The sequence below is a fragment of the Brachybacterium sp. EE-P12 genome (assembly GCF_003711805.1).
In the GTDB taxonomy this organism is placed as follows: domain Bacteria; phylum Actinomycetota; class Actinomycetes; order Actinomycetales; family Dermabacteraceae; genus Brachybacterium.
Window position 1 is genome coordinate 142,395 of sequence record NZ_QXCP01000001.1, and the last position, 12,702, is coordinate 155,096.

Consider the following 12,702-nt stretch of genomic DNA (forward strand, 5'->3'; position numbering starts at 1 on the left):
CCGGCGGGCGGGTTCACCCGCCGGAGGCCAGGGCCTCGCCCAGCGGCGTGCGCGTGTGCAGCACGCTGCGTCCGCGGCGGTGGCTGTCGATCAGCCCGGCCTCCCGCAGCACCGTCAGGTGGTGGGAGGCGGTGGAGAGCGAGACGTCCATCAGCGCCGCGCACTCGGAGGTCGACAACGGCTGCTGCAGCTCGAGCACGAGATGCGCCCTGGCCTGCCCCAGCAGGGCGGAGAGCGCGGCGAAGGCGTCGTCCCCGCTGCGGAACCACGCCGCCGAGAGCCCGTGCACCGGGTAGAAGATCGTCGGCTGCGCAGGCCGCTCGGTGAGCACCGCGCAGCCGCTCGCGGGCATCGTCACCGACGGCACCAGCACCAGTCCGGTCCCGCCGCAGTCCACGACCTCCTCGTGCGAGGTCATCGCCACCCGCACCACCTCGCCCTCCCAGCTCACCGTCGAGTGGAGGGTCGCCCCCATCTCCGCCAGCCCCGCATCGCTGCTGCGACGGGCCCGGACGGCGATGTCGGCGCGCAGCAGGCGCAGCATCTGCGGCCAGACCGGCGCCAGCAGCGCCTCCCAGGCCTCCTCCCAGGCCTCGGCGATCCGCTCCCTCGACCGCTCGGGGTCCTCGATCATCCCCCGCAGCTGCCGATGTCGGGCGCCCGTGGCCCGGGCCAGCATCTTGTGCAGGTCGGCACGCAGCCGGGCGGCGGGGACCGTGCGCAGTCGGGCCAGCTCCTCCTGCGGGGTCATGTCGCCCGTCGGCGTCGCGGTGAGGAAGTCCGGCAGGTAGCCGCGGGGACCCGCGACGGAGGCCAGCAGGCGGAACGCCGGGCTCGTCGTGACCGGTGGCAGCGTGCGGAACCACGCCCAGTGCAGCGGCACGACCGGCGGCCGCAGCAGGGCCCGCACAGCGTGCACGAGATCGTGCCCCGGGGAGATCCCGAAGCGGACGGAGGAGATGTCGCTGGACCCGAGGTGGAACTCCACGAACTTTCGATCCACGTCGAAAGGCTAGTCAGCCGGGCGGGGACAGGGAAGGCTCGGTGCCCTCAGAGCCCGTCCACCGCCCCGAAAGGTCGGCACGATGACCACCTCCGACACCCGCCTCGATCCCGCACCGATCCCCGCCGAGCAGATCCGCGTCCCCGACAGCCGGGTGCTGCGCTTCGAGGGGGAGGGGCACGGATCCTCCGTCTCCTTCTTCCTGGTCACCTGCGACCCCGGCCAGGGCCCGAGACTCCACCGCCACCCCTACGACGAGACCTTCCACGTCCTCGAGGGCGAGGCCCGGCTCGTCGCCGGCGACGTCGAGCTCACGCTGCATCCCGGGGACACCGCGATCGCGCCCGCACAGTCCTGGCACCGGTTCGCGGCGACGGGCGAGGGGACCCTGCGCATCCTGTGCATCCACGCCTCGCCCGTGATGATCCAGGAGTACCCCGAGGAGGGATGAGGGGCCCGAGCCGCACCACGCACCTGCACGCACCGCACTCGCACGAGGAGATGTTCCGATGACGCAGTACTTCCTGACCCTCCCGCACGACAGCGCCGAGGAGCCCACCATGGAGTCCATGCAGGAGATGGACCCCGCCGAGCTCGAGGCCGTCTTCGCCGCCGTCGACGCCTTCAACACCGCCCTCCACGAGGCCGGCGCCTTCGTCACCGCCGGCGGCCTCATGCCGCCCTCGAGCGCGGTCACCGTGGACGCCGCCGGGGACGCCCCGACGCGGACCCCGGGGCCGTTCGTGGAGGCGGACGCCTATGTCGGCGGCTTCTGGATCATCGAGGCGGCCGACGAGGAGGCCGCGCTGGGATGGGCCGAGCAGGCCTCCGCGGCGCTGCAGTCCCGGATCGAGGTCCGGGCCCTGCAGGAGGCGCCCGAGGCCTGAGGCGACCGTCGCGGAGCCCTGCGAGCTGGGCCGACGGCGGATCTGCGGGAAGCCCTTGACCTCAAGCTCCCTTGAGGTCGTGGACTCCTCCCATGACCGCCGACACCGACTGCCTCGACGGCGACGCCTCGCCCGCGGGGCCCGCCCCTGCACCGCCCCGGCTGTGGAGCGCCCGCACCGCCCCGTTCATCCTCGGCGCCTTCCTGCAGATGACCTTCATCGCCGTGGAGGCCTTCGCCGTGACCACCGTGCTCCCCGGCGCGATGGTGGATCTCGGGGCCGAGAACTGGTACTCCCTCGCCTTCGCCGCCACCCTCTCGACCTCGCTGGTCGGGATGGTCGCGGGCGGGAACTGGTCGGACCGCAGCGGACCCCGTGCGCCTCTCGCCGTCGGCGGCGGGCTCTTCCTCCTCGGTCTGGCGCTGTGCGTCCTCGCCCCCGGTGCGGCGACCTTCATCCTCGGACGGCTGCTGCAGGGCATCGGCGGCGGGATCGTCTCCGTGGTGCTCTACGTGCTGATCGCCCGGATCATCCCCGCCCCCGCGCGGCCCGCGATGTTCGGGCTCCTCACCACCGCCTGGCTCGTCCCCTCCATGGCCGGGCCCGTGGTCGCCGGAGCCCTCGCCCAGCTGCTCTCCTGGCGCGCGGTCTTCGCGATGATCCTCCTCGGCTCGGGCCTCGCCCTGCTGGTGCTCGTGCGCGTGGCCCGCGACGGGGGAGGGGCGGCGGGGCCGTCGGCCCGAGCAGGCGCGTCGGCCCGAGCGGGCGCGATCGTCGGCCGCACCGGTCGGCTCTCCCTGCTCGCCGCCGGGGTGCTCGTGCTGCTGCACCTCGGCGCCCAGGTGGACGGTCTCCGCGCTCTCCTGCTGGTCGGTGCGGGCCTCGTCGCCCTCGCGCTCGTGGCCCGCTCCCTGCTCCCGCCGGGGACTCTGCGACTGCGCGGTGCGGCGCAGCGACTCGTCGCCCTGCGCGCCGGGTTCGGGATCTCCTCGGCGGTGCCGGACGTGTACCTCACGCTCTACCTGCAGACCGAGCGCGGCCTCAGCCCCACCGCCGCGGGACTGATCCTGGCCGTCGGCGCGCTCGGCTGGGCGGGCGGCTCCTTCGTGCAGATCCGTCGGCCCAGCACCCAGGCCGAGCACCGCCTGCTCATCCTCGCCGCCGCACCGCTGGTCGCCGCCGCCCCCGTCGGCGCCCTGCTGCTCGCGACCGGCCTCGTCCCCGTGCCCGTCGTGGTGCTCACCGCGCTGCTGAAGGGGGTGGGCATGGGGATCGCCTCGGCGCGCGTCGCGACCGCGACCCTCGACCTCGCCCCGCCGGCCGAGCAGGGCGCGTACAGCTCGGCCCTGCAGTCCGGGGAGGCGATGGCGATCGCCGCGAGCACCGCCGTGATGGCCGTGCTGCTGAGCGTGATCGGTGCCGGGTCGGCAGGGTTCGTCGGTGTGTACATGCTGCTCACGGCCGTCGCCGTCGGCACCGCCGTCGTCGCCGCCCGGAGCCCGCGGGTCGTCGCCCAGCCGGCCGCCTGAGGCGGGGAGTCCCGGTCGACGGAGGCTCCGGGCGACGACGGGGCGCCGCTCAGGGCGAGTCGGCGCGCGCCGCGCGATCCACATGCCTTGACCGACATATGCCGCCAGGGGTATACATGCGTCATGTCCTCCGTCGACCACGACGCCGGCCCCGATGCCCCGGCCACCACCGTGCACACCGTGCTCTCCCTGCCCCTGCGCCGGGAGATCCTGGACGTGCTGCGGAAGGGGCCGGCGCCCGTCGGCACCCTCGTCGAGCGGACCGGCGCACCGCAGGCCGCGGTGTCCAAGCAGCTGCGGGTGCTGCGCGAGAACGGCTTCGTCGAGGTCCGCGCAGAGGGGCGTCGGCGCTGGTACGCCCTGCGCCCCGAGCCCTTCGCGGAGCTCGCCGACTGGCTCGCTTCCTACCGCTGGCTGTGGGAGGACCGGCTCGACCGACTGGGCGAGCGACTGGACCGCATGCAGGACGAGGAGATGCCATGACCACCACCGACCCCGACCGCGACCCCCGGCTGCACGACCTCGACGGCGGGACCGACATCGTCGTCCGCCGCCGCTACCCCCACCCGATCGACCGCGTCTGGCGCGCCGTCACCGAGGCGGAGCACCTCGCCACCTGGTTCCCCGGCGCTCCCGAGATCGAGCTGCGCTCGGGCGGGACCGTGCGCTTCGCCGAGTTCGCGGGCGACCCCGCCGAGTTCGGCGAGGTGCTCGCCCTCGATCCGCCCCGCCTGCTGCGCTTCACCTGGGACACCGACGTGGTCACCCTCGAGCTCGCCCCCGAGGGCGAGGGCACGGAGCTCGTGCTCACCAACCGCCTCGCCGACCGCCCCGCCGCGGCGAGCGTCGCCACCGGCTGGGAGTCCTGCCTCGAGCTGCTCGGCGCCGTCGTCGCGGGGGAGACCCCGCAGGAGCCGGGGCCGCGCTACGCCCGCCATGAGGAGCTCGCCCGCCGCTTCGACCTCGGCCGGCCCGAGGTCGAGGAGAGCGCCGAGGGCTGGTCGGCACGGTTCGAGCGTCAGCTGGTGTGCTCGCCGGGGGTCGCCTGGGAGCTGTTCCTCGGCGGCGCCGCGGAGCCCGAGGTGACCCACGAGGTGCCTGTGGTCGGCGAGGAGCTGCGGGCGCCGCGGGCCCCGGAGGTCGTGCTCGGCACCGTCACCGAGGTCGAGGCCCCGCGCGTGCTCGCCGTCGACACCGGCGCCGGGGAGCCCGGCGACCACGTGCGCTTCGAGCTCGTGGAGGGCACCGGCCACGGCGCCCGCATGGTGCTTACCGTGCGCGGCGCCGACCCGGCCGAGAAGGACGCGGCCCTCGAGCAGTGGGGACTCGGCGCGGTCGAGGCGATCGCTGCGGCGGCGCTCGCGCACGTCGGCTGACTCCGTCGTCCGAGCTCCCGCGGGACGGCTCGGACCGGAGGGCGCCGCGCCGCGCCCCTCCCGACACTCCGGGTCGACCAGGGCGCGAGCATTCCGCTCCCGGACCCTCCTGACGCCGGGGGCTCGCTGGAGTAGGGTCACCGGCACCTCGCCGGTGCGCGGCGGCCCGGACCCGCCGCGCGCCGGCGTCGGCCTGCCCGGGACCGTCGGCCGCGCCCCGCCGCCCCGGGGCGCTCAGGCCGCCGGGTCCTCCACCCGGCCGTCGCGGAGGGTGATCACCCGGTCCGCGTCCTCGGCGAACTCGCGGTCGTGGGTGACCATCACGGTCGCGACCTTCAGCTCGCGCGTGATCCCCACCAGCAGGTCCACGACCTCGCGGGAGCGCTCGTGGTCCAGGGCGCTGGTCGGCTCGTCCACCAGCAGCACCGCCGGATCGGTGAACAGGGCGCGGGCGATGTTCACCCGCTGGCGCTGGCCGCCGGAGAGCTCGTGCGGCCGACGGTCCGCGTACCGGCCCATCCCGACCCGCTCGAGCATCGCCTCGGCCCGCTTCCGCTCGGCGCGGAGGCGCCTGCCGCGCACCCCCGCCAGATGCAGGGTGACCAGGAGCTGGTCGCGCACGGTCAGGGCGGGCAGCAGGTTCGGCTGCTGGAAGACGACGCTGATCCGGTCGCGGCGCATCGCGGTGCGGCGCTTCTCGTCCAGCGCGGTGAGGTCCGTGCCCTCGATCTCGACGCTGCCGGAGCCCGGGACGACGAGCCCCGCGGCGACGCTGAGCAGGGTGGACTTGCCCGAGCCGGAGGGGCCGAGGATCACGGCGAACTCGCCGCGGGCCACGTCCAGGCTCGCCGCGTGCAGCACGGTGTTCAGGCGCTTGCTGCCGTCGGGATCCCGTCCGTCGGGGTAGGTGACGGTGACGTCCCGCGCCGAGAGCGCAGGGGTGGTCGTGGTGGTGTCGGGTGCTGGGGTGGTGGCGGTGGTGGTCATGGGGTTCAGTTCCCTCCGAGGGCGAGCAGCGGATCGACGCGGGTGACGCGCCGGGTGGCGTGGACCGAGCCGAGCAGGCCGATCGCGAGCACTCCCGCGACAGGCAGCAGCACGGTCACCGCCGAGGACTCGAACGGGGCGACGGTCGACAGCGCCGCACCGCCGGTCCCGCCGATGACCCCGCCCACGGCCGCACCGACCGCGAGCAGGATCGCGGCCTGGCCGACGGTGTCGCGCAGGACGTAGCGGGCGGTCGCGCCGAGGGCGCGCAGCACCGCGATGTCACGGGTGCGCTGGATCGTCCAGACGGACAGGAAGGCGATCGTGACCAAGGCGGAGATGCCGTAGAGGAAGCCCTGGATGAGGGTCAGCGAGCCGTTCTCCGAGGAGTACGAGGGCAGGGCTGCGAGCGAGTCGTCGACGCTCACGGCGCGGGTGCCGGAGTCCCAGGCGGCCTGCTCCACGATGTCGTCGCCCGCGGAGGCGCCGTGGACCAGCAGGGCGGAGCCGGCGGTGTCCTCGGCCTGGTGGGCGAGGTCTCCGAAGGTGGTGACGTCGACGTAGCCGACCGGGGAGTGGGAGTACCACGAGGTGGGCGCGGTGCCGGCGACGGCGAGGTCCTGGCCGTTGACCTGCACCGTGTCCCCGGCGGTGACGCCGAGGTCCGCGGCGACGTCCTCGGGCAGCAGCACCTCGCCCGGGCCGGGCGCGGAGGGCAGGGCCGCCGCGGCCTCGCCGTCGGGGGCGACGCCGAACAGGGCCAGGGAGGTCACGGCGCCGTCCGCCTCGATGCGCATCTGGCCGACGGACAGCGGCTCGGCGGTGATGCCGCCTGCCGCGTCCCAGGTCGCGGCCTGGTCGGTGGAGACCTGCGAGTCGGACCAGGAGATCTCGTCCCCGAGGGTGGGGGTGAGCACCACGGCGTCGGCCGGGAGGTCCTGGATCGCGGAGATGTTCTGGTGGGCGAGGCCGCGGGTGAGGCCGGTCAGCAGCACCAGCAGCAGGGTGAGCAGGGCGATCACCCCGATCATGAGGGTGAAGCGCCCCTTGGCGTGGACGATGTCTTTCAGTGCGACGAACATGGCTCCATGCCATCGCGGATCCCGGCCCGCGACATCGACCGCCGCGGTCGGTCCCCGCTCCACGGAAGGACGAGCCGGGGGTGGTCCTTTCGGACGATGCGCGCCCCGGGCTCGGCCGTCCCGTGCCCTCGGCCCGTGTCGTCGCTGCTCCAGCCCTCCGCCAGCCCCGGACCCTAGAGTGTCGGGCGTGAGCGTCGATCGACACCCGGACCAGGACCCTGCCAGCCCGGCGCCGTCCTGGCGTCCCGTGCCGCAGGCACCGCCCGCGCCGGCGGGGGAGCCAGAGCCGCAGCCCCTGACCGCGCCGGCGGGCGACACCTCCACCGCCCTCGCCGCGACGCTGCGCGGGGCGATGCACGCCGCGTTCCTGGTGCTCCCGGTGGTGGGCGCGGTCCGCGCGATCACGGCCGACGGGGTCCCCGCCCCGCTCGCGATCCTGTGCGCCGCCGTGCTCGCCGCGCTCTACCTGCTCGGCTCGCAGCGGGCCCTGCGCCGCGGCGCGGCGGGCCGGGCCGCGACGACCGACCTGCTGCTGCCGTCGGCGCCGTGGGTGCTCGCGCTGACGCTCGCCTGGATGGCGACCACGTTCGTCTCCGCGTCCTTCGTGTGGATCGCGTTCACGCTTTTCTTCCTGGTCCTGTTCGCGCTCGGCCCCGTCGGCGGGCCCCTCGCCCTCGCCCTCGTGACGCTGTGGGCGATCGTCTCCCCGGTGCTGGGGCGGGAGCAGGGCCTGCTGGGCGTGGGCGAGATCCTCGGTCCGCTGATCGGGGCGGTGTTCTCCCTGGTCGCCCACGCGGTCTACCGTCGCCTGCTGCGCGAGACGGACCGCAACCGGGCGCTGGTCGCGCAGCTCCGTGCCGCACAGGCCGAGCTCGCCGACTCCGAGCGGCGAAAGGGCGTGGCCGAGGAGCGTCAGCGCCTGGCCAGCGACATCCACGACTCCCTCGCCCAGGGTCTGAACTCGATCGTGATGCTCTCCCGCGCCGCGGGCGCCGCCCACCCGTCGGCCGCGGGCGAGTTCTCCCGCATCGAGCGGACCGCGCGCGAGAACCTCGCCGACGCGCGCGGACTCGTCCGCGACCTCGCCGACCGGGCACCGCGCACCACCCTCGAGCAGTCGCTGCGGGGCGTGATCGCGAGCGCCGAGGCGCTCGGCGACCCCACCCGCTGGGAGCTGCGGGTCGACGGGACTCCCGCCGAGCTGGCCCCCGACCAGGTCGAGACCCTGCACCGGGCCGCGCAGTCCCTGGTCGCGAACGTGCAGCGCCACGCGCACGCGCAGCGCTGCGTGCTCACCCTCGCCTGGTGGCCGGACCGGGTGAGCCTCGACGTGGTCGACGACGGGCGCGGATTCGACCCCGCCGCCGTGGCCGCCGCGCCGGGCGGAGCCGAGGCGGGCTCGCGGGGAACCGCGCGGTCGGAGCCGGGCGATGGGCGCGACCGCACCGAGGGCGGCGACGGGCTGCGCCTGCTGCGGGCGCGGATGGACCGGGCCGGGGGTACCGTGACGATCGATTCGATCCCGGGGGAGGGCGCCGCCGTCGGTCTGTCCCTTCCGCTGCGCGACCAGGAGGCCCGACCGTGAGCATCCGACTGATGATGGTCGACGACCACCCCGTCGTCCGCGCCGGGCTCCGCGCCCTGCTCGAGGCCGATGCGGAGGTCGAGGTCGTCGCCGACGTCGGCTCGGGCGACGAGGCGCTGCAGGCGCTGGACCGGCTGGTGACCACCGGTGACGGCGCTCCCGACCTGGTGCTGATGGACCTGAACCTCGGCGACGGGATCAGCGGGATCGAGACCACGCGGAAGCTCCGTGCGCAGCACCCGGGCGTGCAGGTCCTCGCGGTGACCACCTTCGACGCGGAGGCCGACGTGGTCGGCGCGCTCGAGGCCGGCGCGACCGGCTACGTGCTCAAGGACGCACCCACCGAGGCGCTGCTGGACGCCGTGCGCGAGGCCGCCGCCGGCCGCTCCGTGCTCTCCCCCGAGGTGCAGCAGCTGCTGGTGCGGCGCATGGCCGAGCCTCGCACCGCCCTGTCCCCGCGCGAGACCGAGATCCTCGAGGTCCTCGCCACCGGCGCCACCAACCGCGAGGCGGCCAAGCGGCTGTTCATCTCCGAGTCGACCGTGAAGACCCACCTCGTCCACCTCTACGAGAAGCTCGGGGTGGAGAGCCGCACCGCTGCGCTGAGGGTGGCGCGGGAGCGTCGGCTGATCCGCTGAGCGCCGTCCCCGCAGGTCGCGACCCCGCGGAGCTCACCAGCGATGGGCGACGTCGATGACCAGGCGTGAGCCGTCGCCAGGACCGTCGAGCACGAAGGCCCGCATCGGGAGCCGGGCGCGGACGCCGAGCCCGATGAGGGTCTGCCCCTCGAAGCTGCCGGTGAAGGCGACCTGGCGGAAGGTGCGATAGCCGGTCACGTCCACCGCGCGCGACGGGGTGCGCGGCGAGTAGGTCGCCTCGCCGCTGTCGTCGTAGGCCGCGGCCTCGACGAGGACCTGCAGGTCCGCCGCGCCCGAGAGCGGGACGACCTTCCCGGAGCCGAGCTGCTCCACACGGCTGACGTAGGAGACGGAGTACCCGGTGACGGTGCCGTCCAGGTCCACGACGAGCCGGTCGAAGCAGTCGTGGCGGCCGGAGCGGAGGTTCTCGACCTGGGCCGAGGTGGTGGCGGTGACCGACTCGGGGAGCGACCCCCAGCGGATCCCGCAGTACGGTGCGGCCGACGCGGTGGCCGGGGCGACGGCGCCCAGTCCCACCAGCAGCGCGCCCGCAGCGAGGACGGACAGGATTCTCTTCTTCACGGCTGCCTCCTCCAGGAGACGGCGAAGGCCACGGCGGCCAGGGCCGTATGACGGGATTGTCCGCTTCTGCGCGTCGGCGATCCAGTGACCGACGAGTCATGAGCACCGAATCGTGACCTGGGAGCGGCCTGGGGCGAGGGGCGTTCGGTCGGTCACGGACCCGTCGGCGGACCTCGGTCCTGGCCGACCGGGCCGGGCGGCTGGCACTATTTCTGCCATGACAGCGCTCGTCGCCTACGCGACCCACTCCGGAGCCACCCGCACCCTCGCCGAGACCCTCGCCGCCGCCCTGCGCGAGGTCGGGATCGACTGCGACCTCGCCGACATCGAGGAGGCCCCCGACCCTGCCGGCTACGACGCCGTGGTGCTCGGCTCCGGGGTGCGCGTCGAGTCGATCGAGAAGAGCGCCGCGGCCTGGGCGAAGGAGCACGCCGAGGTGCTCGCGAGCCGTCCCTTCGCCTTCTTCTCCTGCTCCGGCTCGGCCGCCGATCCCGCCAAGGCCGGCAGGCAGAAGGCGACCGACGCCTTCCTCGCGACCCTCGACCGCGCTCCCGTCGCGACCGCGAACTTCCCCGGCTGGGTGCTCATGGACCGCATCCCGCTGCACGAGCGCGTGCTGCTGAAGTCCATGCGCACCCCCACCGGCGACTTCCGCGACCTGCCGGCCGTCGCGGCGTGGGGGAGGGAGATCGCGCCGCTGCTGGGAGCCTGAGCTGCAACGATGATGTCTGACGCAGGTAGTACAATCGCGTCATGACAACGATCAGCAAGCGCGAGCTCAATCAGAAGACCGCTGCGGTGCTGGCCCGTGTCACGGACGTGGAGGATGTGGTCGTGACGGAGCGGGGCGTGCCGCGGTGGCGCGTCATCAGCGCCCGGGAGCCCGAGGACGTGCTGGGGAGGCTCGAGCGGCAGGGACGCTTCACCCCTGCGCGGTCGACGCCGTCCCCGTGGCCGTCGCGGGTCGGCGGGCCCGCGTACACCTCGAGCGAGGCGGATGCGCTCCTCGCCGAGATGCGCGGCGATCACTGAGTCATGAGCAGTGACCTCGTCTATCTCGACTCCTCGGTTGCTCTCCGCGCGATCCTCGATGTTCCGGAGCGCACGAACGTCCAGTCCTGGATGGACCGGGCCGGGACTCTCGTCTCCTCCCGCCTGCTCCGCACCGAGGTGGTGCGCGTCCTCCGCCGTGAGGGACGGTCCCTCGTCGACGGGACGCCACTCCTGGATCGGGTGGGACTGCTCGAGATCGGGCGCGACACGCATGCCGTGGCCGAGTCCATCGAGCGCCACGTGAAGACCCTCGATGCGCTGCACCTCGCCACCGCGCTGCTCCTGGGCGAGCCGGTCGTCGTCGCCACCCATGACAGGACGATGAAAGACGTCGCGGCGCATCTCGGGCTGGAGGTCCTGGACCCTGTCGATCGCGTCGGATGAGGCCGAATCGACCGTTCCGTCTCACTCACCCTTCGCGCACGACCTGCAGGAACAGCTCGTGGAAGCGCGTCTCGCCCGTCGATTCCGGATGGAAGGCGAGCCCGAGAACCCGTCCCTGCCGCGCCGCGACCGCCCGCCCGTCCGGCAGTGCGGCGAGCAGCTCCGCGGCCGGGCCGATCTCCTCGATCAGCGGGGCGCGGATGAACGCGGCCCGCACCGGCGGCACGTCGGCCCCGCGCCCCTCGAGCGCGGGCACCACGAGATCCGTCTCGAAGGACTCCGTCTGTCGGCCGAAGGCATTGCGGCGCGCGGTCACGTCCAGGCCGCCGAAGGTCTCCTGACCCGGGCCGCCGTCCCGCAGCCGCTCGGCCAGCAGGATCAGCCCCGCGCAGGTGCCCAGCACCGGCAGCCCGCCCGCGATCACCTCCCGCAGCGGCTCCCGCAGGCCGGTGAGCCCGGTGAGGCGATCGATGACCGTGGACTCCCCGCCGGGGAGCACGAGGCCATCGACCTCGGCCAGCTCCGCCGGCCGTCGCACCGGCATGACCTGCGCGCCGAGATGCTCGAGCATCCGGGAGTGCTCGCGCACGTCGCCCTGCAGGGCGAGCACCCCGATGCGCGGCCCGGGGTCCAGGTATCCGCTCACCAGCCGCGTTCGGCGAGGCGGTGCGGAGCGGGGAGGTCGGCGACGTTGATCCCCACCATCGCCTCCCCGAGCCCGCGGGAGACCTCCGCGATCACGGCCGGATCGTCGAAGGACGTCGTGGCCCGCACCACCGCGGCGGCGCGCTTCGCAGGCTCGCCGGACTTGAAGATCCCGGAGCCGACGAACACCCCGTCGGCCCCCAGCTGCATCATCATCGCGGCATCCGCAGGGGTCGCGACCCCGCCCGCGGTGAACATCGGCACGGGCAGCGCACCCGCCTCCGCGACCTCCCTGACCAGCGAGTACGGGGCCTGGAGCTCCTTCGCGGCGAGGTACAGCTCGTCCTCGCCCTTCGCGGCGAGGGCCCGGATCTCGGCGGTGATGGTGCGGATGTGCCGGGTCGCCTCGGAGACGTCGCCCGTGCCGGCCTCGCCCTTGGAGCGGATCATCGCCGCGCCCTCCGTGATCCGGCGCAGCGCCTCGCCGAGGTTCGTCGCCCCGCACACGAAGGGCACGGTGAAGCGGTGCTTGTCGATGTGGTGGACGTAGTCGGCGGGGGAGAGCACCTCGGACTCGTCGATGAAGTCCACGCCCAGCTCCTGCAGCACCTGCGCCTCGACGAAGTGGCCGATACGGGCCTTGGCCATCACGGGGATCGAGACCGCCTCGATGATCCCGTCGATCATGTCGGGATCGGACATGCGGGAGACCCCGCCCTGGGCACGGATGTCGGCCGGGACCCGCTCTAGCGCCATGACCGCGACGGTGCCTGCGTCCTCGGCGATCCGCGCCTGCTCCGGGGTGACGACGTCCATGATGACGCCGCCCTTGAGCATCTCGGCGAGGCCGCGCTTGACGGTGCCGGTGCCGGTGGCGGGGGTGTGGGACGGGGCGGCGGCAGTGCTGGCGGCGGTGCTGTGGCTGGTGGGGGCAGGGGTGCTCATGGCAGT

Annotated in this window: 16 protein-coding genes; 10 read left to right on the plus strand and 6 right to left on the minus strand. The window is 74.1% G+C overall.

The features are described from left to right. Positions 1-13: 13 nt before the first annotated feature. Positions 14-1,003 (minus strand): helix-turn-helix transcriptional regulator, encoded by a 990-nt coding sequence (locus tag D1648_RS00675; protein ID WP_122938877.1) that lies wholly within the window; start codon positions 1,001-1,003, stop codon positions 14-16. Positions 1,004-1,085: 82 nt separating this feature from the next. Here D1648_RS00675 and D1648_RS00680 point away from each other — a divergent pair, with 82 nt between their 5' ends. The 5 genes from D1648_RS00680 to D1648_RS00700 all read left to right on the plus strand — a co-directional run bounded on the left by D1648_RS00680 (position 1,086) and on the right by D1648_RS00700 (position 4,795). Further along, on the plus strand, positions 1,086-1,454 hold the full coding sequence (locus D1648_RS00680) for a cupin domain-containing protein (protein ID WP_122938878.1): 369 nt from the start codon (positions 1,086-1,088) through the stop codon (positions 1,452-1,454). A gap of 58 nt (positions 1,455-1,512) precedes the next feature. Then, positions 1,513-1,890, plus strand: coding sequence for a YciI family protein (locus D1648_RS00685; RefSeq protein ID WP_122938879.1), 378 nt, complete (start codon positions 1,513-1,515; stop codon positions 1,888-1,890). Positions 1,891-1,982: 92 nt separating this feature from the next. Then, entirely contained in the window at positions 1,983-3,419 is a 1,437-nt protein-coding gene (locus D1648_RS00690; protein WP_122938880.1) for an MFS transporter, read from the plus strand. Positions 3,420-3,542: 123 nt separating this feature from the next. Further along, positions 3,543-3,902 (plus strand): helix-turn-helix transcriptional regulator, encoded by a 360-nt coding sequence (locus D1648_RS00695; RefSeq protein ID WP_122938881.1) that lies wholly within the window; start codon positions 3,543-3,545, stop codon positions 3,900-3,902. After that, positions 3,899-4,795 carry an SRPBCC family protein gene (locus D1648_RS00700; protein ID WP_122938882.1) on the plus strand — a complete coding sequence of 299 codons (897 nt, stop codon included), beginning with the start codon at positions 3,899-3,901 and terminating at the stop codon, positions 4,793-4,795. The genes D1648_RS00695 and D1648_RS00700 overlap by 4 nt, the downstream gene beginning before the upstream one ends. 234 nt (positions 4,796-5,029) lie before the next feature. On the opposite strand, the gene D1648_RS00705 is transcribed toward D1648_RS00700, so the two are convergent. Together D1648_RS00705 and D1648_RS00710 are read right to left on the minus strand one after the other, a co-directional pair. Beyond that, positions 5,030-5,782 (minus strand): ABC transporter ATP-binding protein, encoded by a 753-nt coding sequence (locus D1648_RS00705; RefSeq protein WP_122938883.1) that lies wholly within the window; start codon positions 5,780-5,782, stop codon positions 5,030-5,032. Positions 5,783-5,787: 5 nt separating this feature from the next. Next, complete coding sequence (locus D1648_RS00710; RefSeq protein WP_122938884.1) at positions 5,788-6,864, minus strand: ABC transporter permease; 1,077 nt, start codon at positions 6,862-6,864, stop codon at positions 5,788-5,790. 187 nt (positions 6,865-7,051) lie between these two features. On the opposite strand from D1648_RS00710, the gene D1648_RS00715 reads away from it, so the two are divergent. Beyond that, positions 7,052-8,449 (plus strand): histidine kinase, encoded by a 1,398-nt coding sequence (locus D1648_RS00715; protein ID WP_241155297.1) that lies wholly within the window; start codon positions 7,052-7,054, stop codon positions 8,447-8,449. Then, on the plus strand, positions 8,446-9,087 hold the full coding sequence (locus D1648_RS00720; protein WP_122938885.1) for a response regulator transcription factor: 642 nt from the start codon (positions 8,446-8,448) through the stop codon (positions 9,085-9,087). The genes D1648_RS00715 and D1648_RS00720 overlap by 4 nt, the downstream gene beginning before the upstream one ends. Positions 9,088-9,120: 33 nt before the next feature. Here D1648_RS00720 and D1648_RS00725 read toward each other — a convergent pair whose 3' ends face one another. Continuing rightward, positions 9,121-9,669, minus strand: a complete 549-nt coding sequence (locus D1648_RS00725; protein WP_122938886.1) for a hypothetical protein — start codon at positions 9,667-9,669, stop codon at positions 9,121-9,123. A 217-nt stretch (positions 9,670-9,886) separates the two neighbouring features. Between D1648_RS00725 and D1648_RS00730 the strand changes: the two genes are divergently transcribed. The 3 genes from D1648_RS00730 to D1648_RS00740 are packed head-to-tail and all read left to right on the plus strand — an operon-like array spanning position 9,887 to position 11,106. Further along, positions 9,887-10,381 (plus strand): flavodoxin domain-containing protein, encoded by a 495-nt coding sequence (locus D1648_RS00730; RefSeq protein ID WP_122938887.1) that lies wholly within the window; start codon positions 9,887-9,889, stop codon positions 10,379-10,381. A gap of 41 nt (positions 10,382-10,422) precedes the next feature. Continuing rightward, positions 10,423-10,701, plus strand: coding sequence for a type II toxin-antitoxin system prevent-host-death family antitoxin (locus D1648_RS00735; RefSeq protein WP_122938888.1), 279 nt, complete (start codon positions 10,423-10,425; stop codon positions 10,699-10,701). Between the two features lie 3 nt (positions 10,702-10,704). Beyond that, the gene (locus D1648_RS00740) at positions 10,705-11,106 is read left to right on the plus strand and encodes a PIN domain-containing protein (RefSeq protein WP_102237169.1); all 402 of its coding nucleotides are present in this window, start codon (positions 10,705-10,707) and stop codon (positions 11,104-11,106) included. 25 nt (positions 11,107-11,131) lie between these two features. On the opposite strand, the gene pdxT is transcribed toward D1648_RS00740, so the two are convergent. Next, complete coding sequence (gene pdxT / locus D1648_RS00745) at positions 11,132-11,677, minus strand: pyridoxal 5'-phosphate synthase glutaminase subunit PdxT (RefSeq protein WP_241155307.1); 546 nt, start codon at positions 11,675-11,677, stop codon at positions 11,132-11,134. Positions 11,678-11,748: 71 nt separating this feature from the next. Beyond that, the gene (gene pdxS / locus D1648_RS00750; RefSeq protein ID WP_122938889.1) at positions 11,749-12,696 is read right to left on the minus strand and encodes a pyridoxal 5'-phosphate synthase lyase subunit PdxS; all 948 of its coding nucleotides are present in this window, start codon (positions 12,694-12,696) and stop codon (positions 11,749-11,751) included. Positions 12,697-12,702 lie beyond the last annotated feature (6 nt).